Raw genomic sequence first — 22,319 nt, 5'->3', positions numbered from 1 at the left:
CGGTGTAGGATCAGCTCTCGACCGTCACCACGATCTTGCCCAGGGCCTGACGGTCGCCCAGGGCCTTGATGGCCTCGCCGGCCTTTTCCAGCGGGAAGGTCCGCGACACGCGCGGCTTGATCCTGCCGTCGGCGTACATCTGCATCAGTTCGGCCATGTTGGCGGCGTGACCCTTGGGATCGCGCGCGACGGCCGCGCCCCAGAAGACGCCGATCACCGAAACCGACTTCAGCAGGGTCAGGTTCAGCGGCAGCGACGGAATGCCCGCCGGGAAGCCCACCACCAGATAGCGCCCGTTCCAGTCCATCGCCCGGATCGCCGGATCGGCGTAGTCGCCGCCCACCACGTCATAGACCACGTCGGCCCCGTCGCGGCCGGTGGCCAGCTTGAACTCGCCCGACAGCGCCTTCTGGGCGGCCTTGTCCATCGGACCGGACGGATAGATCAGGCCGTTGTCGGCCCCCATATCCAGCGCGAACTGCACCTTTTCGTTGGTCGAGGCGGCGGCGACCACGCGCGCCCCCATGGCCTTGCCCAGTTCGACGGCGGCGGCGCCCACGCCCCCGGCCGCGCCCAGCACCAGGAGGGTCTCGCCCGGCTTCAGCTGCGCCCGGTCCTTCAGGGCGTAATAGCTGGTGCCATAGGTCATGATGAGGGCCGCCGCCTCTTCGAAGCTCATCGCCTCGGGGATCGGGATGACGGTCTCGGCCCGCACCGCCAGCCGTTCGACCAGCCCGCCCCAGCCGGGCGCGGCGATGACGCGTTCGCCCTTGAACACGCCCTTGACGTCCTCGCCCACCGCCTCGACCACGCCCGCCACCTCGGCGCCGGGCGAGAAGGGCCGTTCGGGCCGGAACTGGTATCTGTCCTCGATGATCAATGTGTCGGGATAGTTGATCCCCACCGCCTTGACCTCGATGACCACCTCTCCGGCCTTGGGCGTGGGGTCCAGCACCTCCTCGACCACCAGGGTTTCGGGACCGCCGGGCGTTTTGGACAGGACAGCGCGCATCTTTCCTCCTTGGGGCCTGTCGCGCTTCGCGCTGCTTGAGGCCGTTTCACTTTATCCCTGGCCTATCGCGCTTCGCGCTGCTTGAGGCCGTTTCTTCGTGGCCGACATGGCGCAGCCCTCGTCGCGACGCTAAACAGCGCCACGCCCGATTGAAAGAGGCGAAAAGCCAAGCTCAGGAAGACTCCATGACCGCCCTCATCCTCCACGGCGGCGCCGGCGCCCGGCGTGAACGCAACTACGAGGCCGAGGTCGCGCACATGCGCCAGGTGGTCGAGGCCATGAAGGCGCGGCTGGACGCGGGCGACAGCGCCCTGGACGTCGCGACCGCAGCGGTGGTCATGCTGGAGGATTCGGGGCTGTATGTCGCGGGCCGGGGCGCCTCGCCCAATCAGGCCGGCGCCTATGAGCTGGACGCCAGCCTGATGGACGGCTCGACGCGCCGGGCCGGATCGGTCGCAGCGCTTCAGGGCTTCCGCAATCCGGTCCTGGCCGCCCGCGCGGTGATGGAGCGCACGCCCCACGTCATGCTGGCGGGCCAGGGCGCGGCCCGGTTCGCCCACGACCAGGGGCTTGAGCCGATCGCCGACGAGGCCGCCTGGTTCACCGGCGCGGGCCGGGGCGAGGACAACCATCCGCCCGGCGCCCTGGGCCACGGCACGGTCGGCTGCTGCGTCCTGGACGGCCAGGGGCGTCTCGCCGCCGCCACCTCGACCGCCGGCGTCTTCGGCAAGATGCCGGGCCGCGTCGGCGACACCCCCATCCCCGCCGCGGGAACCTGGGCCGACGACCACGCCGCCGTCTCCTGCACCGGACAGGGCGAATATTTCATCCGCGTCGCCGCCGCCGCCCAGGCCGCCTGGCGCGTCGCCGCCGGCCAGACCCTGGCCCAGGCGGCCCAGGCCGTGATCGACCAGATCGGCGCCCTGGACGGCGACGGGAAGGGCGGCGACGGCGGCCTGATCGCCCTGGACGCCGCCGGAAACATCGCCGCGCCCTTCAACAGCCAGGGCATGAAACACGCCTGGCTGACCCCTAAAGGCGAGATCGGCGTGCGGGTCTTTCCCGACTGATCGCGCCCGCTGCATCGCTTCATTACATCTCGGTAAGGTGCAAGACGCGCAATCGCTGTTACGTTCGGCCCGCCCGGCGTTCCGGGCCCGGAGCCCCCTATGAAATTCCGCCTGATCGCCACGCTCAAAGCCGGGGCCGCCGCCTCGGCCCTTCTTCTCGGCCTGGCCGCCCCCGCCTTCGCAGACAGCGCCGCCGCCGCCCCCTCGGCGGTCCAGGCGCCCCAGGGCGTGACCGTGCCGCCGCTGGGCTTCGCCAGGCGCATCCTGCCGAACGGGCTCGAGGTCTATACGGCGCGCGACGCCGACACCTCCAACGTCACGGTCCAGGTCTGGTACAAGGTCGGGTCCAAGGACGATCCGGCCGGGCGCTCGGGCTTCGCCCACCTGTTCGAACACCTGATGTTCAAGTCGACCCGGAACCTGCCGCCCGAGACCTTCGACCGGCTGACCGAGGACGTGGGCGGCTCCAACAACGCCTTCACCGCCGACGACACCACCGCCTATTTCGAGACCGTGCCCGCCAACCATCTGGAGCGGATGCTGTTCGCCGAGGCCGACCGCATGGGCTCGCTGGTCGTGGACGAGCCGACCTTCGTGGCCGAGCGCGACGTGGTGAAGGAGGAGTACCGCCAGCGCATCCTCGCCAACCCCTACGGCCGGCTGTTCGGCCTGTTCGTGCCCGAGACCATCTATCAGGACAGCCCCTATCGCCGCCCCGGCATCGGCTCGATCGAGGAGCTGGAGGCCTCTTCGCTGGACGACGTGCGCCGCTTCCACGCCACCTACTATCGGCCCGACAACGCCTATCTGATCGTGGCGGGCAATTTCGACCAAGCCCAGCTGGACCGCTGGATCGACCAGTATTTCGCCCCGCTGAAGAACCCGACCACGCCCATCCCGGCCAACCATGTGGTCGAACCCGAGCCGACCGCTCCGAAAAACGTCACCTATTATGCGCCGAACGTGCCGCTGCCGGCCGCCGTCGTCGCCTGGCCGACCGTCAAATACGCCGATCCCGACCGCGCCGCCCTGACGGTCCTGGACGGGGTGCTGTCCACCGGCGAATCCAGCCGCCTGTATCGCTCGCTGGTCTATGACAAGCAGATCGCGGCCCAGATCGGCTCGACCCCCGACTTCGCCCAGCAGGCGGGCAATCTGTCGGCCCTGGCCATCATGGCCCAGGGCCATACGGCCGAAGAGGGGATCGCCGCCCTGAACGAAGAGATCGCCAAGCTGCGCGATGCGCCGATCACGGCCCAGGAGCTGGCCGAGGCCAAGAACGAGATCGTGGCCAACACCCTGCGCAGCCGCGAGACGGTGGACGACCGCGCCACCGCCCTGGGCTTCTCGCTGATCAACACCGGGTCGGCCGCCGCCGCCGATCGGGAGGTGGCCCAGATCCAGGCCGTCACCGCCGCCGACGTCCAGCGCGTGGCCCGCAAATATCTGACGCCGCAGCGCCAGTCGACGATCACCTTCCTGGCCGCCGACGCCCAGAACCCGGCCTCGGTGCAGAAGATGAACGTGGATGCGCCGGTCAAGGTCGCCGATCTGGCGCCCGCCGGCGAACCCGCCGTCCTGCTGCCCGAGGCCGAACGTGCCCGTCTGCCCCAGCCGGGGCCCGAGGTCGCGCCCGCCACCCCCGCCGTGGCCGATTTCCGCCTGTCGAACGGCCTGCGCGTCCTGGTCGCCCCCACCGACGGCCTGCCGCTGGTCTCGGCCCGGCTCGGCTTCAAGGCCGGTTCGTCCGACGATCCGGCGGGCAAGGCCGGGGTCGCCGCCCTGACCGCCTCGCTGCTGACCCAGGGAACCAAGACCCGGACGGCGCCCGAGATCGCCACCCAGATCGAACAGCTGGGCGCCGCCGTCGGCGCCGCGGCCGGGGTGGACTTCTCCAATGTCTACGCCAACGCCCCGGCCAACGCCTTCCCCGCGACCGTCGCCCTGATGGCCGATCTGGTGAAGAACCCCGCCTTCGCCGGCGAGGAGCTGGAACGCCAGCAGGCCCAGACGCTGGACGGCCTACGCGTCGCCCTCAGCCAGCCGGGCGCCATCGCCGGCATGACCGTGGGCCGCGTCGTCTATGGCGACGCTCCCTATGGCGCGCCGGGATCGGGCACGCCCCAGACCGTGCCGACGATCACCCCGGCCGACGTCGCCGCCTTCCACGCCGCCCGTTATCGCCCGTCGGACGCGACCCTGGTCTTCTCGGGCGACATCACGCCCGACGCCGCCCGCGCCCTGGCCCAACAGGCGTTCGGCGACTGGCGCCCCGCCGGCGCCGCGCCCGCCCCGGCCGCCGATCCGGCCGGACAGCCCCTGGCCCCGCGCATCGTCGTGGTGGACCAGCCCGGCGCCGGCCAGGCCGCCGTGGTCGCCGCCGTGCGCGGCGTGTCGCGCACCGACGCCGACTTCTTCCCGCTGACGCTGGGCAACTCTCTGCTGGGCGGCGGCTTCTCGTCGCGTCTGAACCAGGAGATCCGCATCAAGCGCGGCCTGTCCTACGGCGCCTCCTCGTCGCTGGGCGCGCGCGCCGATGCGGGCGTCTTCACCGCCTCGACCCAGACCAAGAACGAGACGGCCGACGAGGTCGCCGACCTGATCCTGGCCGAGATCGCCAAGCTGGGAACCGAGACCCCCACGGCCGCCGACCTGGCGCCGCGCCGCGCCACCTTGATCGGCGGCTTCGGCCGCTCGCTGGAGACGGTGGACGGCCTGGGGACGCTGGTCGCCAACCTGGCCCTCTACGACCTGCCGATGAGCGAACTGGCCGACTACGCCGGCCGCGTCCGCGCCGTCACCCCGGAACAGGTCCAGGCCGCCTTCGCCGAACACCTGCCGGCCGATCGCGCCAGCCTGGTGATCGTCGGCGACGGCTCCAAATTCCTGGACGCCCTGCGGGCCAGACACCCGAACCTGGAGGTCATCGAGGCCGGCGCCCTGAATCTGAACTCGGGCTCGCTGAAGTAGGCGCGCCGAAAGCAGACGGATCGCCCTCCCCTGCGGGGAGGGCGCGGCGCCGTTCATCGCCAACCCGCGCAATCGGGCTCGCAACGCCTCGGCTTTTCAACCACTTGGCGATCAGCAGCGGCTTTCGTCCCTACGCCGTCGGAAACGGGGTTATGATCGCCCGTGGTCTTTGACATCGCGATGCCGTCGGCTTGGACTCGTTGGACTGTTTTTCCGAGTCCAAGAGTCCAAGTCTGAACCCCGGCGTATGGCGCCAGGGCAATTCCGGATCGATATTCCGTTGCGTTTACAGCCATATAGGGCAGATGGCGTGAAGTTGCGCCTTTCCGCAGGTGCAGCTCAGCCTCACGCCCCCAGGCACACCACCTGGGCCACGCGCAGGTCGCGCCGCAGCGCGTTCGCCACCTGGCCATAGTCCTCGGTCGTCACCGCCGGTCCGCGCGCCGCCTCGGCCAGGGTCTGTTCGCCGCGGATCGCCGGGCCGAAGGTCTCGGGCGCGGTCGTATAGATGCGGCCCCGGCGCGGCGCCTCGGCGATGGTCACGCCGACGACCCGCCCTTGCGAGTCCAGCGCCGGCGCCCCCGACAGGCCCGACAGCGTCCCTTCGAGCCCGTCGGTGCGCCCCACCTCGGCCCAGGCCAGCACCGGCTCCTCGCGCGCCCCGCGGCCGGACACCTTCAGCGTCTCGCGGCCCAGGAGGCGCGACGTCACCTCGCCCGGCCGGCCTTGCGGGAAGCCGGGATGAAACGCCCTCTGTCCCTTCCGCAAGGGGTCGCCGACCGCCACGGGCAGGGCCGCCGGCCCGCCGTCGGTGATCAGCAGCGCCACGTCCGCGCGCGGCGCCAGGCGCACGTCGGCGGCCACGGCCCGGCCCGCCCCCACCACCAGGGCCGGCCTGCGGCAGCCCTCGACCACATGGCGCGCCGTCACCCAGCGTCCGCGCCCGGCGATGGAGAAGGCGGTGCCCGACGCCGGCTTGAACGGCGCCTGGCCCGCATCGACGGTCACGGCCGTATCGAAGGGGGTGATCGGCCCCAGAAGCGGCCCGTCCTCCACATTGGGGGCGGGCGGCGCGGGCGGGGCGTCGGCGTTCTCGCGCCGGCCCAGCGACACCGCCAGCAAGACGGCCGCCACGGCGCCGTAGATGGCCCAGTCCGGCAGGCGCGGGAACTGCATCGGCCCCCCCGATCAGCCGGTCAGGGCGGCGGACAGGATCACCGCCGTCGCCAGCTTGGCCCCCAGCAGCACCACGGCCGCCGAAATCTCGCCATGCCGGATCCGCTCGGGCAGGCCGGTCAGCAACAGGTCCACGACGCGGAAGGCCAGCAGTTGCAGCACCACCGTCGCCACGCCCCAGATGGCGATGTCGCGCACCGAGGTCGAGACCGACAGCGACACGGCCAACGGCACGGCCAGCCCCACCAGCACGCCCGCGAAGGCGACGGCCGCCGCCGTATTGCCCTGGCGGATCAGCGCGACCTCCTTCCACGGCGTCAGCATCGCATAGACCGTCGCCCCCGCGACCAGCAGCAGCAGGGTGACGATCAGGTGCATGACCATGACCGGAAAGCCCGAGGCGAAGGCCTGCACCTCGGCGCTCGACAGCACGTTCGACAAAGACGGGTCCATGACCAGACGCCTTGCCCCATTGTCGCCCCAATCCGCAAGCGCGGCCGGGACACAGTGCGTGACATTATGTGTCGAGGGTTGTGTCTCTCCCCCGGCAATGGGGAGGCGACGCAGATCAGGCCGCCGCCTGCTCCGCCTTCCTGAGCGCGCTGGCGCGGACCTTCTCGCTTTCGGACTTGAGCTGGCCGCAGGCGGCCAGGATGTCGCGGCCGCGCGGGGTGCGGATGGGGCTAGCGTAGCCGGCCTTGTTCAGGATGGCGGCGAAACGCTCGATCGTCTTCCAGTCCGAGCATTCGTATTCGACGCCGGGCCAGGGATTGAACGGGATCAGATTGATCTTGGCCGGGATGCCCTCGATCAGCTTCAGCAGGGCGCGCGCCTCTTCCGGGCTGTCGTTGACGCCCTTCAGCATCACATATTCGAACGTCACCCGCCGCGCATTCGACAGGCCCGGATAGGCCCGGATCGCCGCCATCAGCTGCTCCAGCGGATATTTCCTGTTCAGCGGCACCAGCACGTCGCGCAAGGGGTCGTTCGTGGCGTGCAGGCTGATGGCCAGCATGGCCGCCGTCCGCTCGCCCAGCGCCTGCAGCTGCGGCACGACGCCCGAGGTCGAGACCGTGATCCGCCGCCGCGACAGGGCGATGCCCTCGTTGTCCGAGATGATGTCGATGGCGTCGGCGACGTTGTCCAGATTGTAGAGCGGCTCGCCCATGCCCATGAAGACGATGTTCGACAGGCGGCGGTCTTCCTTCGGCGACGGCCATTCCTCCAGGTCGTCGCGGGCGACCTGGACCTGGGCCACGATCTCGGCGGCGGTCAGGTTGCGCACCAGCTTCTGGGTGCCGGTGTGGCAGAAGGTGCAGTTCAGGGTGCAGCCGACCTGGCTGGACACGCACAGGGCGCCCGCCCGGCCCACGTCGGGGATGTAGACCGTCTCGATCTCGATGCCCGGCGCGGTGCGGATCAGCCACTTGCGCGTGCCGTCCTTGGAGACCTGGCGCTCGACGATCTCGGGGCGGGCCAGGGTGAAATGCTCGGCCAGTTTGGCCTGCATCTCCTTGGCGACATTGCTCATGGCCGCGAAGTCGGTGACGCCATGGTGGTGGATCCAGCTCCAGACCTGGCTGGCGCGCATCCTGGCCTTCTCGGGCGGGCAGACCCCGGCGTCGATCAGCGCCTGGCGCAGGGCTTCGCGCGTCAAACCGCTGAGGTTGACGGGGGCCTTGACGGGCGCGTTGGAGACACGGGAGAGGTCGAGCGTAATGCTCAAGGCGGCGATCCTGCGTGAGGTTGAGCCGGCCTATATAGCACGGATCCCGGCGATTGCATGGCCGGCGGGAATCGGGCGCGGGCTAAAGCCCCACGTCCCAGACGCCGGCCTCGCGCATCCGGGTCTGTCTCGCTTCCTCGGCCCGGCCGCCCATGTCGCGCGCCATGCCCCGAACGGCGGTCGAGACGGTGGTCTTGCAGACCCCCGGCACGGCGGCATGGACGAAGGCCGCCCCCGCCAGCCCCAGCAGCCTGAAGCCGAAACCGGCCGAGGCGGCCATGTGCTGAAGATAGGTCTCGCCGACCTCGCGCGGATGGTCGCGGAACAGCCGGGCGAAGCCGAGCGCGGCGGGGCGGCGGCGGCGGTCCATCGTCGTCTGGCTCATGGCGGGCTCCCGGCGGGCCGCTGGTGCGGCATCGGGGGCATGGTTACGCCGGACGCCGCCGGACGCAACCCCCGTCGCGATCTGTTCATCCCCGCCCTTCCAGCCATCGTCAGAAGCGGAATCTCGGGCTAGGGTCGTCGCCCGATCAAGGAAATGCTCATGCCGATCCGCTCCCCGATTCGCGCCAAGGCCGTCTCCTCCCTGGCCGTCGCCGTGGCCCTGCTGGCCTCGGCCGGCCCCGTGCTGGCGCAGTCCGGCGCCGCCGGCCTGCCCTATGACGCACGGCGCGGAGTGTTCAGCTTCTCCTCCGGGCTGGAAGGATCGCTGCCGGCGGTGGTGCAGGTGACGACCCTGGGCCAGTCGCGCGGCCCCAGTTCGGATGCGACCGATCCCAAACCCTACGCCTCCGGCTCCGGCGTCATCGTCGATGCGGCCGAGGGCCTGCTGATCACCAACAACCACGTGGTCGAGGGCGGGCGCAAGTTCACCGTCGACCTGACCGACGGCCGGCTGTTCGACGCGGTCCTGGTCGGGGCGGACAAGGCCACCGACATCGCCGTGCTGCGCATCACGCCCGACGGCCGGCCCCTGAATCTGAAACAGGTCCAGACGGTGGATTCCGACACCCTGCGCACCGGCGACCTGGCCTTTGCGGTCGGCTATCCGCTGGGCCTGGACCAGACGCTGACGATGGGCGTCATCTCGGGCCTGAACCGCTCGGGCCTGGGCGACGCCGTCGAGGACTACATCCAGACCGATGCGGCCGTGAACTCGGGCAATTCGGGCGGACCGCTGCTGGACAGCCGGGGGCGGCTGATCGGCATCAACACCTCCATTCTGTCGGGCGGCCTGGGCGGCGGCAACGACGGCATCGCCTTCGCCGTGCCGACGCGGATCATGCTCTATGTCGCCGACCAGTTGAAGAAGAACGGCGAGGTCAAGCGCGGCCAGACCGGGGCCATCTTCGGTTCGCTGAACGCCGAACGGGCGCGCGAACTGCATCTGGGCATCGTGCGCGGGGCGGTGGTGGCCGATGTGGCGCCCGGCTCCCCGGCCGAGCGCGCGGGCCTGCGCCACAACGACGTCGTCACCCGGCTGCAGGGCCGCCCGGTCGCCAACGCCGGCTCGGTCAACGCCACGGTGGGCATCGCAGCCCCGGGGACGGAGCTCAGCGTCGCCTATCTGCGCGACGGGCGCGAGGCGACGGCCAGCCTGACGGTCGAGACGCCCGTGGATCAGCCGGTGATCGTCGACGCCCAATCGGTGCTGGCCTATGGCGCGACCTTGCGAAACCAGGAAGGCGGCGCCCAGGTCATGGCGGTCGCCGCCGGTTCTCCCGCCGCCCAGGCGGAACTGACGGCCGGCGACGTGATCACCGCCGTCGCGGGCGCGCCGGTCGCAGACGCCCGCGCCGCCGCGACCGCACTGCAAAGCGCGTCGGGATCGGTCGAGGCGACCGTGGCGCGGAATGGAGAGAGCCTGAACCTGACCCTGTCGCTCTAGGCGCGGGCGAGAACCGGCCTTGGCGCTGCCGGGCAGGCCCCAGACAGCGAAACGCCCGCCTTGCCGGGAGGGGGAGGGGAAAGGCAGGGCGGGCGCTCGCTTGGAGGAAGCATCGGCCGCCGGAGCCCGTAAACTGGAAACATCCAGGGGGCTGGGGGGGCTGTTCAGGATCCGGGACGCTTCCGAACTCCGACGAGCCGATGGTCGATATGTCGTCGCCCATGCAGGCGGGCGAAGGACCGAAACGGGGCTATTTCGTGTCTGGATCGATTTTCGTCGATGTCGGGTTCGGCCGCCGTCTCGACCTCTGGCGTCGCCCCCGGCGCGGCCTAAGTTGAGGAGATGAGCCTGAGCCCCAACGACCTCGCCGCCGCGCCCGGACCCGTCTTCTTCGACCGCCGCGAACTGGACCCCATACTGCGCGTCTATGGCCGGATGGTCGCCCAGGGCGAATGGCGCGACTACGCCATGGTCGGCCACAAGGATTTCGCCGAGTTCGCGGTCTTCCGCCGCTCGGGCGACGCCCCCGCCTATCGCATCGAGAAACGCCCGGCGCTGCAGACCCGCCAGGGCCAGTGGGCCGTCATCGGCGAAGGCGGCCAGATCCTGCGCCGGGGCCGCGACCTGGCCCAGGTCCTGCGCGTCTTCGACGGGCGCAGGTTCCAGGTGGTGGATTAGGGTTAAGTCCCCAGTCCTCGGCGCACGATTATGCCGATCGAAGTCGTTGTGAACCCGCTCAGCATCATCTTCAAATGCGGGTCAGGGCGATAGGGCGGCATATCCAGGTATCGGTCGACCGGCCCCTCGCCCGGGCTCCAGTCCATAGTCGCCACTTCGTGCCCCTTGGCCCGAAGACGTTGCGCAAGGGCTTCAAGGTCACGCCTGCGGAACAGCACCGTTCCAAGATTATCGACGGTCTCCTTGTCGGACGAGACGTTATATTCCGTCGTATGAACCGCCCAGCCGCCCGGGACGAGGCAATTAATCGAGCGCTCGATGAACGCCAGCCCCTTTTCGATGGACCCCAGATGCTCAAGCGCGCACGCCGACCAGCAGAAATCGTAGCCGACCAGATCGGCGGCGACGTGGTTCATGTCACAGAAACGAAACTCGACGTTTCGGTCGAACAGGTCGTCCGGGCAGACGACGCTGTTCCTAAGCGCTTCCTTGCCTCCGGCATGTTGGTTCGTGGCCTGCCAACCCGCCTCGACGACGCCGTCGGGAGCCAGATCGGTCGCCGTCACGGCCACGCCTTCCGAAGCGAACAGAGCCGCCAACGGCTCGCGTCCAACGCCAAATCCCAGGCCGCGACGCCCGCGAGCGCAGACGCCGCGTTCCCATAACGCCTGAGAAACAAACACAAACTCCCAGAGCTTGCGATGATACCTTAGCCTTTCGCCAAGCCGTCTTGTCCAGTAGGAGAAATACGGTTGCTGAAAACTGTCCTGGCGGCACATCGCGCTCTGTTCGAATACTCTCTCGCCCGGGACTGAAGCGTCCAACAGGGGCGGCTGCCGCCGCCAGACCGACTCCGCAGGCAACATCAGTTGCGCCAACGCCTGCTGGATCTCGCGGCGGTGTTCGCGGTGACTGGTCTCCATGCGACGCACGGATCTTTCCATGGCGGCAAAGCGCGACGGCAACCGGCTCAGCCGAACGAATGGCCGCAACAGGCGTCCAAGGCCGTTCTGAATCATACGAAATCCCCAGAAGTCTAGGTCAAGCTCACTTGATAGCGACAAAATCAGCCGAAGGTGCAGAAATACGTACCCAAGATAGGCGAGGGGATCGATCGATCCGGGTGCCAAATGAAAAGGGCCCCCGCGAGGGGCCCTTTCCGTATCCGTCTTGCGACAGGCCTTAGTTCCGGTTGCCGCCCATGAAGGCCAGCAGGAACTGGAACAGGTTCACGAAGTTGATGAACAGGCTCAGCGCGCCGAAGCCGGTGGCCACCCCCATGGCGTTCTGGTCGCCGCCCAGGGCGTAGTAGGTCATCTTCAGACGCTGGGTGTCATAGGCGATCAGACCCGCGAAGATCAGCACGCCCAGACCCGAGATGATCAGATAGAAGGTCCCGGACTGCATGAACATGTTGACGATCGAGGCGACGATCAGGCCGATCACGCCCATGATCAGGAAGCTGCCCATGCCGGTCAGGTCCTTCTTGGTGGTGTAGCCCACCAGGCTGAGGCCGCCGAAGGCCGCCGCCGTCACCAGGAAGGTGGAGGCGAGGGAACCGCCCGTATAGCGCAGGAACAGCACGCCCAGGCCCGCGCCGATGGTCGAGACCACGGCCCAGTAGAGCATGTTCACGCCCTTGGCGGTCGGGTTCTTCATGAAGAACATCGAGCCGAACAGCATCACCAGCGGCGAGAACTGCACGATCATGCCCAGAACCGTCAGGCCGATCCGGCCGTCGGCCGTCTGGGCGAACAGCAGCTGCTGCACCGCGGGGACATTGCCGGTGACGTAGGCCAGGGCGCCGGCCAGGACCAGGCCCAGGGCCAGCTTGTTGTAGACGCCCAGCATGAAGCTGCGCAGGCCGGCGTCGACCGACATGTCGGCCGTCTGCGGCAGAGGGCGGGCGTAGCCGTTGTTGAAATCGCTCATGGCGACGAACTTTCTCCGATTGGCCGGAGAGACATCTCCGGTCACAGGCCTCGAATATCGTGAGCCGAGGCCCCCACTGCAAGGAAAACCGGCCTTGGAGGCTTGCGTTCCCGCCGCTACCTTCCGTCGCATGGTTCGTCTGTTCGCCGCCCTGACCCTGCCGCCCGACGCCGCCGAGACGCTGCAAAGGCGACAATCGGGCCTGCCCGGCGCGCGCTGGCGGCCGCTGGAGGCGCTGCACGTCACCCTGGCCTTCTATGGCGAGATGGACGAACGGCGCGCCGACGACCTGGCTTCGGAACTGTCGCGCGTCGGCGGCCAGCCGTTCGAGATCGCCCTGAAAGGCGTCGGGGCCTTCGGCGACGGCCATCGCAGCCATACCCTGTGGGCGGGGGTGGAGACGCCAAACGGGCCGCTATCGGTCCTGGCCGGGCGGTGCCGGGCGGCGGGGCAGCGCGCGGGCGCAGCCATGGAGACGCGCGACTATCGCCCCCACGTCACACTGGCCTATCTGAAGCCCCAGACGAACCCGGACCGCATCGGCGCCTGGATGGCCGGACACAATCTGCTGCATTCGCCGCCGATCCGCATCGACCGGTTCGGCCTCTATTCCAGCGTCCTGACGGACGGCGGCAGCCATTACGAACTGGAGCGGGAGTATCTGCTGTGAGCGACGCGGCCACGCCGCGTGGGCGAAATCCTCGAGCGCTCAGACCCTGAACACGGTCGTCCGCCCGGCCGCCCCCCGGCCGCGACGCTTGCGACGGGAACGTAGACGGAACATAAGCTGTCGGCATGTCCGCCGCCGTCCATCTGGAACTCGTTTTCAGCCGCCCCGAGACCACCCTTTCGGTGACGCGCGGCGCGGCGCGGCTGATGATGGACATGGGCTATGCGCCGCTCCTGGAGGTCTGCCTTCCCAATGGCCGGCGCGCCGACGTCATGGCCGTGGGGCGCAAGGGCGACATCGTCATCTGCGAGGTCAAGTCGGGGATTGACGACTATCGCGTCGACCGCAAATGGCGCGAGTACGGCCCCTTCTGCGACGCCTTCTACTTCGCCGTGGCGCCCGAGTTTCCGCAAGGAGTCCTGCCGGACGAGCCGGGCCTGATCGTCGCCGACGGCTTCGGCGGAGCCGTGGTGCGCGCGCCGGACCTCTCGCCCCTGGCGCCCGCGCGGCGCAAGGCCCTGACCCTAGCCTTCGCCCGGCTGGGAGCGATGCGGACGATGCGGGATTAGAGCCGGCGAAAGCGCGCGGGTTCGAAGCCGTCGGCGACCAGGCGCGCCTCGACCTCGGCGAAGGCCTCGATCACCACCCCCCGGCCGCCCGTGGCGTGGATGATCCGCTCGCCGTCCAGCATCAGGGCCGAATGGCCGGTCCAGTCGTGATCGCCCCTGGCGGCCAGCCAGACGACGATGTCGCCCCTTCGCCGCTCGCTTGCGGCCGCGGCGCGGCCCAGCACGGCCTGTCCGTCCGAGCGGCGCGGTCCCGGCAGGCCGCAGGCCAGCAGCGCCTGCTGCACCAGGCCCGAACAGTCTGTTGCGCGCGATGAGCGTGCGCCCGGTTCGTGCGGCCGGCCCAGCAGCCGTTCGGCCACCGCGACCAGATCGCTTTCGAAGGCGCCTACAGGGCTCAGGTCGGACGCCTCCAGCCCGGTTCCGCCTTCGACCACCAGGGCGTTCAACGGCAGGGCGGCGTCCACGGCGGCGACCCGGTGCGTGGCCAGGGGCGCGCCCGCGGACAGGCTGTCCAGCACCACCCAGCCGACCACGCCGTCGCGCCGCGCCCTGCCCCAGGCGCGGCCGTTCGACCGCTCCAGCACGTCGAAGACTTCGCCATGCAGCAGTTGGTCGATCCGCACCTCGGCGTCCGACAGCACGTCCGCCACGGCTGCGCGGCAGTGCATGGCCTGGGTCGCGCGATAGGCCTCGGCGCGCACCAGGCCTTCCAACGCCAGTTCGGCGAGGTCGGGGCGGGCCAGGCGGTCGCCCGGCGGAACAAGATCGAGGACGTCGGTCAACGTGAGCTCGCGTGATTGAACCCGCAGCCTTATCCCCCGATGGCTTAGGGGCCGTTAACGCCCGCCGCTTTTTCGAAAGAAATCAACAGAACCGCGTTCTTTGGCGACCTACAGGTGTCCGACGATGCGTCGCTCTACAGGCCGCCCTTCTGCATGACGACCACGGCGATCAATCCAATGCAGATCAACGCAGCGATTGCGATGGCCAGGCCCGAAATTTTGAAGGCTGACTTGCTGGGCTTGTCGGGGCCCTCTTCGAAATCGATGGGCGGTTTGGAATTCTGGCGTTTGTCCATGGGCGATCAACGCCGCATCGAGGCGAACGTTCATTCCAGATCGGTCGCCCCCTACGGACGACGCCTTATCCTGGATAGCGCGCTTTCAGCATGGCGTAGCAGGCGCGCAGGGCCTGGGCTTCGCCGCCTTCGGGCCAGCCGGGACGGGCGCGGGGGTTCCAGGCGAAGATGTCCATATGGGCCCAGGCGCCGGTCGCGGGCGCGAACCTTTGCAGGAACAGGGCCGCCGTCACCGATCCGGCCTGGGCCCAGCCGGCGGGGTCGTTCCTGAGATCCGCGATCTCGGCGTCCAGCGCCGCGCGATAGCCGGGCCAAAGCGGCATCCGCCACAGCGGGTCGCGCACCTCGCCCGCCGCCGCCAGCAGCTGTCCCGCCAGCGTCTCGTCGTCGGTGTAGAGCGGCGGCAGCTCCGGCCCCAGGGCGATCCGCGCCGCGCCGGTCAGGGTGGCGAAGTCCAGCGTCAGGTTCGGTTCGTGCTCGCCCGCCCGGGTCAGGGCGTCGGCCAGGACCAGCCGGCCTTCCGCATCCGTATTGCCGACCTCGATGGTCAGACCTTTTCGGCTGTTCAGGATGTCGCCGGGACGGAAGGCGTCGCCAGACACCGCATTCTCCACCGCCGCCACGATCACCACCAGGCGCACGGGCAGATCGGCCTGCATGACCAGCCGCCCCAGGGCCAGGGCGTGGGCCGATCCGCCCATGTCCTTCTTCATGTTGCGCATGCCGGCGGCGGGCTTCAGGTCCAGGCCGCCGGTGTCGAACACCACCCCCTTGCCGACCAGGGCCACCAGCGGCAGGTCGGTCCGGTCCAGCCGCCAGCCGATCTCGATCAGGCGCGGCGCCCGGTGCGGGGCGGCGGCGCGGCCCACGGCGTGGACGGCCGGATAGTTCTCCTCCAGCAGGGCGTCGCCCTCGACGACCGTGACGGCGGCCCCGGCGTCTTCGGCGATCTCGCGGGCGATGGTCTCGATCTGCAGCGGCCCCAAGTCGGCGGCGGGGGTGTCGACCATTTCACGCGCCAGGGCGCAGGCGGCGACGATGCGCGACGTCTCGGCGACGTCCAGCCCCTCGGGCGCGACCAGCCTGGCCGGCGCGCGATCCGGCCGGGTCTTGTAGCGGTCGAAGACATAGGCCCCCAGCAGGAAGGCCAGGGCCGCCTGCCGCGCCGGCTCGCCCTCGACCGCCAGCCGATAGAGGCCGCCCGGCAGCCGCGCCGACAGGCCCCGCGCCGTCATCGGATCGAAGGCCGACCCGGCCCCCAGCAGCACCTCGGCCGCCGCGCCTTCGGCGCCCGGAACGACCAGCAGCTGCCCCGGCCTGCCTTCGAACCCGTTCAGTTCGGCCCAGCGCCCGGCGACGCCCTCCAGCGTGTCCGCCGTCCCGGCGATGCGGATCGGCACGGCGCCCGCCCCGTCCTCGGCGGCGACCAGAAGGGAATGCGGGACGGACATGGGCGGCCTCGAAACACGGTTAACCATTGGTTGACGCACAGCGGCGATCCTCGGGACGCAAAGAGCCGAGGACCGTCCGGACCCTTTCCATGTCGCCCATGCCCGCCCTGATCGCAACCGTCGCCCTGACGACAGGCCTGGCAGGCCTGACGACCACCGCAGCCGCCGCGCCGGCTCCGGCCGCCGATCCCGCGCCCGTGGCGACGACCCGGCAGCCGCGCGGCCCGTCCTCGGCCCAGGTGCGCGCGACCTACGACCGGATGGACGCCCTGTCGCGCTCGGTCTTCTGGGCGTCGGAGCAGCAGGCCGACCCGACCGATGCGGTCGCCGGCGTCAAACTGGCCCAGGCGCTGCGCGAACTGGGGCGCTACGACCAGGCCGCGGAAGCCGCCCAGGCCACGCTGAACCAGAAGCCGACCGACCTGGACGCCCTGCTGGAGCTGGGCCGCGCCCATATCGCGCGGGGCCAGGCCTTCTACGGCGTCGCCCCGCTGGAGAAGGCGCGCGACCTGGCGCCGCGCGACTGGCGGCCCTATTCGCTGCTGGGCGTGGCCTATGAGCAGGTGCGGCGCTTCGACGACGCCCGCGCCGCCTGGAACCAGGCCCTGGTCCTGTCGCCCGACAACCCCGACGTCCTGGCCAACGCCGCCACCGCCGCCCTGACCCAGGGCGATGCGCCGGGCGCCGAGACCCTGCTGCGCCGCGCCGCCGCCCAGCCGACCGCCTCGGCCAAGGTGCGCCAGAATCTGGCCCTGGCCCTGGGCCTGCAGGGCAAGATGGGCGAGGCCGAACAGATTCTGCGCCGCGAACTGCCCCCCGAACAGGCCGAGCAGACCCTGCGCTGGCTGCGCTCACGCTCGGCGCCGGGCGCGACGGCGGCCGCCGCGCCGGGACAGCTCGCCGCCCCCGCATCGGCGAGCGACACGGCCCGGACCTGGCGTTCCCTTCAGGGCGGCTGATCCGACCATTGCGACGCACGCCCGCGCGTGGTGGATGAAGCCATGGCTTCCCTACCCCCGTCCCGCGCCTACGCCGCCTTCCTGTTCGACATGGACGGCACATTGATCACCTCGACCGCCGCCGCCGAACGGGTCTGGACCCGCTGGGCCGAGCGGCACGGTCTGGACGTCGCCGCCTTCGTCCCGACCGTCCACGGAGTGCGGGCCGTCGATACCATCCGCCGCCAGGCCCTGCCCGACATCGACCTGGACGCCGAGGTCGCCTGGGTCGAGCGGGGCGAGATCGAGGATGTGGCGGGCGTCGCCCCCATTCCCGGCGCCGTCGATTTCGTCAGACGCCTGCCGCCCGGCCGCTGGGCCGTCGTCACCTCCGCCTCCATCCCCCTGGCCCGCGCGCGCCTGAAGGCCGCCGGGGTCGAATCGCCCGCCGTCATGATCACCGCCGAGGCCGTCGAACGCGGCAAGCCCGACCCGGCCGGCTATCTGAAGGCCGCCCGGGCGCTGGGCTTCGACATCGCCGACTGCCTGGTGTTCGAGGACGCCGAGGCGGGGATCAGGGCCGGCGAGGCCGCCGGGGCGGACGTGGTGGTGGTGACGGCGGCCTGGACTCATCCGCTGGAAACGGATCACCCGAAGCTGGCGGACTACGCCGACCTGCGGCTGGAGATCGCGCCGGACGGATCGCTGACGGTCGAGGTCTAGCACACCCCTCTCCCTCCCCGCTCCGGGGAGGGTCGTCGCGCAGCGACGGGGTGGGGGCGGCCCGGCAGGGCCGCACTTGCCGGATGCAGAACAGGCCCGTGGCGCATCGCCCGGCCCTCCCCACCCGACCTCGCTTCACTCGGCCACCCTCCCCGAGCGGGGAGGGAGAGGTTTCGCGACCGCGTCGAACGCCCTATCTTCCCCGCCATGATCGACGATCTCTACAGCGCGCGCATCCTGACGCTGGCGGCGAACCTGCCGCATGCGGGGCGTCTGCCGGCGCCGGAGGGCACCGGCGAACGGGTCGCCAAACTGTGCGGCTCGCGCGCCACCGTCGACGTGGTCCTGGACGACCAGGGTCGGATCGCCGCCTTCGCCCAGGACGTGGAGGCCTGCGCCCTGGGCCAGGCCGCCGCCGGGGTGCTGGGCCAGCACGTCGTCGGCGCCTCCCTTTTCGAGATCGCCGACGCCCGCGACGCCATGATCGCCATGCTGAAATCGGGCGGCGAGGGCCCCAGCGGCCGGTTCGAAGGCCTGCGCCTGCTGAAACAGGTCGCCGACTACCCCGCCCGCCACGCCTCGACCCTGGTCTCGCTGGAGGCGACGCTGGAGGCGGTCAATGCGGCCCTGACCGCCCGAACTCGTCTCGCCGGCGCGGCCTGACGGCTCTGCCCGGTTGATCCCCCTGCTCCGACAGGGGATAAGCGCGGCGAACCCATCCAGCCCCCGGCCCCATCAACCCCGGCGAAGGGACGCGATGTCTCTCTACGAACGCGGCGTGCGCGCGGCCCATCGGGGCTACAAGCTGACGCTGTCCCCCCTGATCGGCCAGCAATGCCGATTTCTGCCGACCTGTTCGGATTACGGGCGTGACGCCCTGATCCAGCACGGACCGGTAAAGGGGGGGTGGCTCACCGTGCGCCGGCTCTGTAAATGCCATCCCTTCGGGCGGTCGGGATACGACCCGGTCCCACCTGCAAAGACTGACCAATGATCGACCTGAAATTCCCCGACGGCGCGGTGCGCCAGTATCCCGAAGGCTCCACGTCGCGCGACGTCGCCACCTCGATCTCGCCGTCGCTGGCCAAGAAGGCCGTGTTGGCCGAACTGAACGGCGAGCAGCGCGACATGGGCCGGGTGCTGGAGACGGGCGGCGACTTCCGTCTGATCATGCGCGACGATCCCGCCGCCCTCTATACGATCCGCCACGACGCGGCCCACGTCCTGGCCGAGGCGGTCCAGACCCTGTTCCCCGGCACGCAAGTCACGATCGGCCCGGCCATCGAGGATGGTTTCTACTACGATTTCTATCGCGAGGAGCCCTTCTCGACCGACGACTTCGCCGCCATCGAGAAGGAGATGGCCCGGATCGTCGACCGCGACGCCAAGTTCGAACGCGAGGTCTGGGACCGCGACGAGGCGATCAGATTCTTCGAGGCGCGCGGCGAGACCTTCAAGGCCGAGCTGATCCGCGACCTGCCGGAGACCGAGACCATCACCCTGTACAAACAGGGCGACTGGATCGACCTGTGCCGGGGGCCGCATTTCCCCTCGACCCGCCATGTCGGCAAGGCGTTCAAACTGACCAAGCTGGCCGGCGCCTATTGGCGGGGCGATTCCAAGCGCGAGCAGCTTCAGCGCATCTACGGCACCGCCTGGGCGACCAAGGAGGACCTGGACGCCTATCTGCAGCGGCTGGAAGAGGCCGAGAAGCGCGACCACCGCAAGGTCGGCAAGGCCATGGAGCTCTTCCACATGCAGGAAGAGGGCCGCGGCATGGTCTTCTGGCACCCCAAGGGCTGGGTCCTGTGGCGGGTGCTGGAGGCCTATATGCGCCGCCGCCTGGACGCCGCCGGCTATGTCGAGGTCAAGACGCCCCAGGTGCTGGACCGCAAATTCTGGGAGCAGAGCGGCCACTGGGACAAATACCGCCCCAATATGTTCGTCTGCGAGACGGTCGAGGGCGAGACCCTGTCGCTCAAGCCGATGAACTGCCCCGGCCACGTCCAGATCTTCGACCAGGGCCAGCGATCCTATCGCGAACTGCCGCTGCGCATGGCCGAATTCGGCGCCTGCCACCGCTATGAGCCGTCCGGTTCGCTGCACGGCCTGATGCGGGTGCGCGGCTTCACCCAGGACGACGCCCACATCTTCTGCCGCGAGGACCAGATCGTCGAGGAGACGGCCGCCTTCATCAAACTGGCCCGCAGCGTCCACGCCGACTTGGGGATGGAGACGGCCTACATCAGCCTGGGCACCCGGCCCGAGAACCGCGCCGGCACGGACGAATTCTGGGACAAGGCCGAGGCTCTGATGGCCGAGGCCGCCCGCGCCGCGGGCACCGAGCCGGTCGTGACCGAGGGCGACGGCGCCTTCTACGCGCCCAAGCTGGACTTCATCGTCAAGGACGCCATCGGCCGCGAATGGACCTGCGGCACGATCCAGCTGGACTATGTCCTGCCCGAACGTCTGGACGCGACCTATATCGCCGAGGACGGCCAGAAACACCGTCCGGTCATGCTGCACCGGGCCATCCTAGGCAGTTTCGAGCGGTTCATCGGCATCATGATCGAGAACTACGCCGGCGCCTTCCCCCTATGGCTGGCCCCGACCCAGGCCGTGGTGGCCACCATCACCTCCGACGCCGACGATTACGCCCGCGACGTCATGGCCCGATTCAAGGCCGCCGGCCTGCGCACCGAGATCGACCTGAGGAACGAGAAGGTCGGCTACAAGGTCCGCGAACACTCGGTCGGCAAGGTCCCGGTCATCGCCGTCGTCGGCCGCAAGGAGGCCGAGGAAGGCATGGTCGCCATCCGCCGCCTGGGCTCCCAGGCCCAGACCCTGGTCACGGTCGAGGACGCCATCCGCATCCTGACCGACGAGGCGACCCCGCCGGACCTGAGGAGTTTGGCATGATTTCGCCGTTTTCATCCGTATGCGTGCTTGAATGCCCGCCAACGAGGTAACTGACGTCTATCGCAGTGAAAACATCGTCGCACGAGCCATAGCGTGCGACGATGTTTCGCGTTGGGTGATTACTTTCGATAACTACAGTATCGGCCACGGCTTCGAGCGAGAGGGATTTTCCGAAGGCTTCTTAAAAGAAAAGGGCCTTTCAGCCATCCACATCATGGGACGCCGGGAAGACTGGTACCAGTACCCTGATATGAAGGACGCCATCGACGCGATCAGAAAGCATCTGCCGCATCCAGAACGCATAATTACATATGGCTCCAGCATGGGGGGATACGCAGCGCTGCGCTTTGCCGACCTGCTGAGGGTGGATGCCGTTCTCGCGCTTTCTCCGCAGTACTCGATCAACCCGAAGAAAGTTCCATTCGAGACGCGTTGGCTTCAGGACGCAAATCGTATCGTATGGAGGCCCGAACTAGAGCCCCCTCTGCCAAAGACCGCGCACGTCGTAGTCGTCTATGATCCCACCACAATCGACGCCCAACATGTTGATCTGATCGCATCGGAGGTTCCCACCACCACCATCCCAGTACGATACTCTGGCCACCCATCGGGACCAGTCGTTGCGGACACACATCTTCTGGCACCGCTTTTATTGGACGTTCTCAATGGCGTGGAAGACCTATCTTATTACTCCAAAGCTGTGCGGACTGCTCGAAAACACAGTTCCACCTACCTTATTCACTTGGCGCGAGCGCTTCCCGCGCGGAAAAGCCATATAGCTCTCGCCCTCGCAGAACGCGCAGTGAGCCTACAGCCTCTCCACGTCGATTCTTTGCGCTACCTAGCTGACAACCTCGTCATTGCTGGCAGACATGAGGAAGCGATGACCTATTACAAGCGCGCAGTCGACGCCGCCCAAGGCAGTATCGCCGGTTTGATTCCTTTTGCAGATGGCCTGGCCCGAATGGGACGAAGCCAAGAAGCGCTAACGATAGTACGCGACGTCATCGTTAGGCCGGACGCCGCCGTGTTGGCGCATTTGCACGCCTGGCACGGCATGATTGCTTGGCAGGCTGGCCAGTTTCAGGAGGCGTCAAGGGCCGTGAATCGGGCGTTGGCGCTCCACCCCGATGAACCCAAATACCATCAGCTTGCCTCAGCTTACAAAATCGACACATCGATTGCCGCTCGATTTCGGCGGGCATTGGCGCGGATGCGCTTAAAATTTTCACCAAACGAAGGCTCAGCTTGATTGTCGCAGCCTAATGACGAGGGCACTCCCTGTTGCTGGAGGCCCGCAAACTAATCCGTTGAGCCTTTGGCGCCACATCTGACGTAACCCCCTGAAACTCCTCCAAGAATAGCTAGAGTCCGCCCCACGAAGGACGGACAGAATGAAGCGATCAAAGTTCACTGAAGATGACGTTCCCCCTTCCTGATCCTCCGTTTTGAGTGAGAGTCCGTTTCACTAAAGGAGACGGATGTGAAGAAGAGCAGGTTCAACGAGGCGCAGATCATC

The 22,319-nt window shown here is 68.9% G+C and carries 22 protein-coding genes; 12 read left to right on the top strand and 10 right to left on the bottom strand.

Features of this window, described 5'->3' with window-relative positions; translation table 11 throughout:
• Positions 1 to 10 precede the first annotated feature (10 nt).
• Positions 11 to 1,012 (bottom strand): NADPH:quinone oxidoreductase family protein, encoded by a 1,002-nt coding sequence (locus DI624_RS09505; RefSeq protein WP_291537630.1) that lies wholly within the window; start codon positions 1,010 to 1,012, stop codon positions 11 to 13.
• A 185-nt stretch (positions 1,013 to 1,197) separates the two neighbouring features.
• Between DI624_RS09505 and DI624_RS09500 the strand changes: the two genes are divergently transcribed.
• Together DI624_RS09500 and DI624_RS09495 are read left to right on the top strand one after the other, a co-directional pair.
• Positions 1,198 to 2,082, top strand: coding sequence for an isoaspartyl peptidase/L-asparaginase (locus DI624_RS09500; RefSeq protein WP_291537627.1), 885 nt, complete (start codon positions 1,198 to 1,200; stop codon positions 2,080 to 2,082).
• A 99-nt stretch (positions 2,083 to 2,181) separates the two neighbouring features.
• Positions 2,182 to 5,052, top strand: coding sequence for a pitrilysin family protein (locus tag DI624_RS09495; protein WP_291537625.1), 2,871 nt, complete (start codon positions 2,182 to 2,184; stop codon positions 5,050 to 5,052).
• 345 nt (positions 5,053 to 5,397) lie between these two features.
• Here the strand turns inward: DI624_RS09495 and DI624_RS09490 are convergent, their stop codons facing one another.
• From DI624_RS09490 to DI624_RS09475, 4 genes are all read right to left on the bottom strand, one after another.
• A complete protein-coding gene (locus DI624_RS09490; RefSeq protein WP_291537624.1) occupies positions 5,398 to 6,228 on the bottom strand; it encodes a serine protease in 831 nt (276 codons plus the stop codon).
• 12 nt (positions 6,229 to 6,240) lie between these two features.
• The gene (locus DI624_RS09485) at positions 6,241 to 6,681 is read right to left on the bottom strand and encodes a DUF350 domain-containing protein (protein ID WP_291537623.1); all 441 of its coding nucleotides are present in this window, start codon (positions 6,679 to 6,681) and stop codon (positions 6,241 to 6,243) included.
• A gap of 115 nt (positions 6,682 to 6,796) precedes the next feature.
• Positions 6,797 to 7,954 (bottom strand): 23S rRNA (adenine(2503)-C(2))-methyltransferase RlmN, encoded by a 1,158-nt coding sequence (gene rlmN, locus DI624_RS09480; RefSeq protein ID WP_291537620.1) that lies wholly within the window; start codon positions 7,952 to 7,954, stop codon positions 6,797 to 6,799.
• A gap of 82 nt (positions 7,955 to 8,036) precedes the next feature.
• Positions 8,037 to 8,339 (bottom strand): DUF6356 family protein, encoded by a 303-nt coding sequence (locus DI624_RS09475; RefSeq protein ID WP_291537618.1) that lies wholly within the window; start codon positions 8,337 to 8,339, stop codon positions 8,037 to 8,039.
• A gap of 159 nt (positions 8,340 to 8,498) precedes the next feature.
• Here DI624_RS09475 and DI624_RS09470 point away from each other — a divergent pair, with 159 nt between their 5' ends.
• Both DI624_RS09470 and DI624_RS09465 read left to right on the top strand, forming a co-directional pair.
• Entirely contained in the window at positions 8,499 to 9,842 is a 1,344-nt protein-coding gene (locus DI624_RS09470) for a trypsin-like peptidase domain-containing protein (protein ID WP_291537615.1), read from the top strand.
• A gap of 342 nt (positions 9,843 to 10,184) precedes the next feature.
• Positions 10,185 to 10,520 carry a DUF2794 domain-containing protein gene (locus DI624_RS09465; protein WP_291537613.1) on the top strand — a complete coding sequence of 112 codons (336 nt, stop codon included), beginning with the start codon at positions 10,185 to 10,187 and terminating at the stop codon, positions 10,518 to 10,520.
• Between the two features lie 2 nt (positions 10,521 to 10,522).
• On the opposite strand, the gene DI624_RS09460 is transcribed toward DI624_RS09465, so the two are convergent.
• Together DI624_RS09460 and DI624_RS09455 are read right to left on the bottom strand one after the other, a co-directional pair.
• Positions 10,523 to 11,539 carry a hypothetical protein gene (locus tag DI624_RS09460; protein ID WP_291537610.1) on the bottom strand — a complete coding sequence of 339 codons (1,017 nt, stop codon included), beginning with the start codon at positions 11,537 to 11,539 and terminating at the stop codon, positions 10,523 to 10,525.
• A gap of 163 nt (positions 11,540 to 11,702) precedes the next feature.
• Positions 11,703 to 12,452 carry a Bax inhibitor-1/YccA family protein gene (locus DI624_RS09455; RefSeq protein WP_291537607.1) on the bottom strand — a complete coding sequence of 250 codons (750 nt, stop codon included), beginning with the start codon at positions 12,450 to 12,452 and terminating at the stop codon, positions 11,703 to 11,705.
• A gap of 130 nt (positions 12,453 to 12,582) precedes the next feature.
• On the opposite strand from DI624_RS09455, the gene thpR reads away from it, so the two are divergent.
• The gene (gene thpR / locus DI624_RS09450; protein ID WP_291537604.1) at positions 12,583 to 13,122 is read left to right on the top strand and encodes an RNA 2',3'-cyclic phosphodiesterase; all 540 of its coding nucleotides are present in this window, start codon (positions 12,583 to 12,585) and stop codon (positions 13,120 to 13,122) included.
• Positions 13,123 to 13,247: 125 nt separating this feature from the next.
• On the top strand, positions 13,248 to 13,691 hold the full coding sequence (gene mmcB, locus DI624_RS09445) for a DNA repair putative endonuclease MmcB (RefSeq protein ID WP_291537602.1): 444 nt from the start codon (positions 13,248 to 13,250) through the stop codon (positions 13,689 to 13,691).
• Here mmcB and DI624_RS09440 read toward each other — a convergent pair.
• From DI624_RS09440 to DI624_RS09430, 3 genes are all read right to left on the bottom strand, one after another.
• Positions 13,688 to 14,473: an NlpC/P60 family protein gene (locus tag DI624_RS09440; protein ID WP_291537600.1), complete on the bottom strand. Its 786-nt coding sequence runs from the start codon at positions 14,471 to 14,473 to the stop codon at positions 13,688 to 13,690. The two genes, mmcB and DI624_RS09440, sit on opposite strands and share 4 nt — an antisense overlap.
• 134 nt (positions 14,474 to 14,607) lie before the next feature.
• A complete protein-coding gene (locus DI624_RS09435; RefSeq protein WP_291537598.1) occupies positions 14,608 to 14,769 on the bottom strand; it encodes a hypothetical protein in 162 nt (53 codons plus the stop codon).
• A gap of 65 nt (positions 14,770 to 14,834) precedes the next feature.
• Positions 14,835 to 16,220 (bottom strand): M17 family metallopeptidase, encoded by a 1,386-nt coding sequence (locus DI624_RS09430; protein ID WP_291537596.1) that lies wholly within the window; start codon positions 16,218 to 16,220, stop codon positions 14,835 to 14,837.
• Between the two features lie 89 nt (positions 16,221 to 16,309).
• Here DI624_RS09430 and DI624_RS09425 point away from each other — a divergent pair, with 89 nt between their 5' ends.
• The 6 genes from DI624_RS09425 (at position 16,310) to DI624_RS09400 (ending at position 22,052) form a co-directional block, all read left to right on the top strand.
• Entirely contained in the window at positions 16,310 to 17,179 is an 870-nt protein-coding gene (locus DI624_RS09425; RefSeq protein ID WP_291537594.1) for a tetratricopeptide repeat protein, read from the top strand.
• A gap of 42 nt (positions 17,180 to 17,221) precedes the next feature.
• Positions 17,222 to 17,881 (top strand): HAD-IA family hydrolase, encoded by a 660-nt coding sequence (locus tag DI624_RS09420; protein WP_291537591.1) that lies wholly within the window; start codon positions 17,222 to 17,224, stop codon positions 17,879 to 17,881.
• 207 nt (positions 17,882 to 18,088) lie between these two features.
• On the top strand, positions 18,089 to 18,544 hold the full coding sequence (locus tag DI624_RS09415; RefSeq protein ID WP_291537589.1) for an iron-sulfur cluster assembly scaffold protein: 456 nt from the start codon (positions 18,089 to 18,091) through the stop codon (positions 18,542 to 18,544).
• Positions 18,545 to 18,638: 94 nt separating this feature from the next.
• Positions 18,639 to 18,875 carry a membrane protein insertion efficiency factor YidD gene (yidD, locus tag DI624_RS09410; protein WP_291537587.1) on the top strand — a complete coding sequence of 79 codons (237 nt, stop codon included), beginning with the start codon at positions 18,639 to 18,641 and terminating at the stop codon, positions 18,873 to 18,875.
• Entirely contained in the window at positions 18,872 to 20,800 is a 1,929-nt protein-coding gene (gene thrS, locus DI624_RS09405; RefSeq protein ID WP_291537585.1) for a threonine--tRNA ligase, read from the top strand. Before yidD ends, thrS begins: the two co-directional genes overlap by 4 nt.
• 31 nt (positions 20,801 to 20,831) lie before the next feature.
• A complete protein-coding gene (locus DI624_RS09400) occupies positions 20,832 to 22,052 on the top strand; it encodes a tetratricopeptide repeat protein (protein ID WP_291537583.1) in 1,221 nt (406 codons plus the stop codon).
• Positions 22,053 to 22,319: the final 267 nt, after the last annotated feature.

Origin of the sequence: Brevundimonas sp., assembly GCF_003248455.1 — a bacterium.
In the GTDB taxonomy this organism is placed as follows: Bacteria; Pseudomonadota; Alphaproteobacteria; order Caulobacterales; family Caulobacteraceae; genus Brevundimonas.
This window is presented reverse-complemented; position numbering and strand designations above follow the sequence as displayed.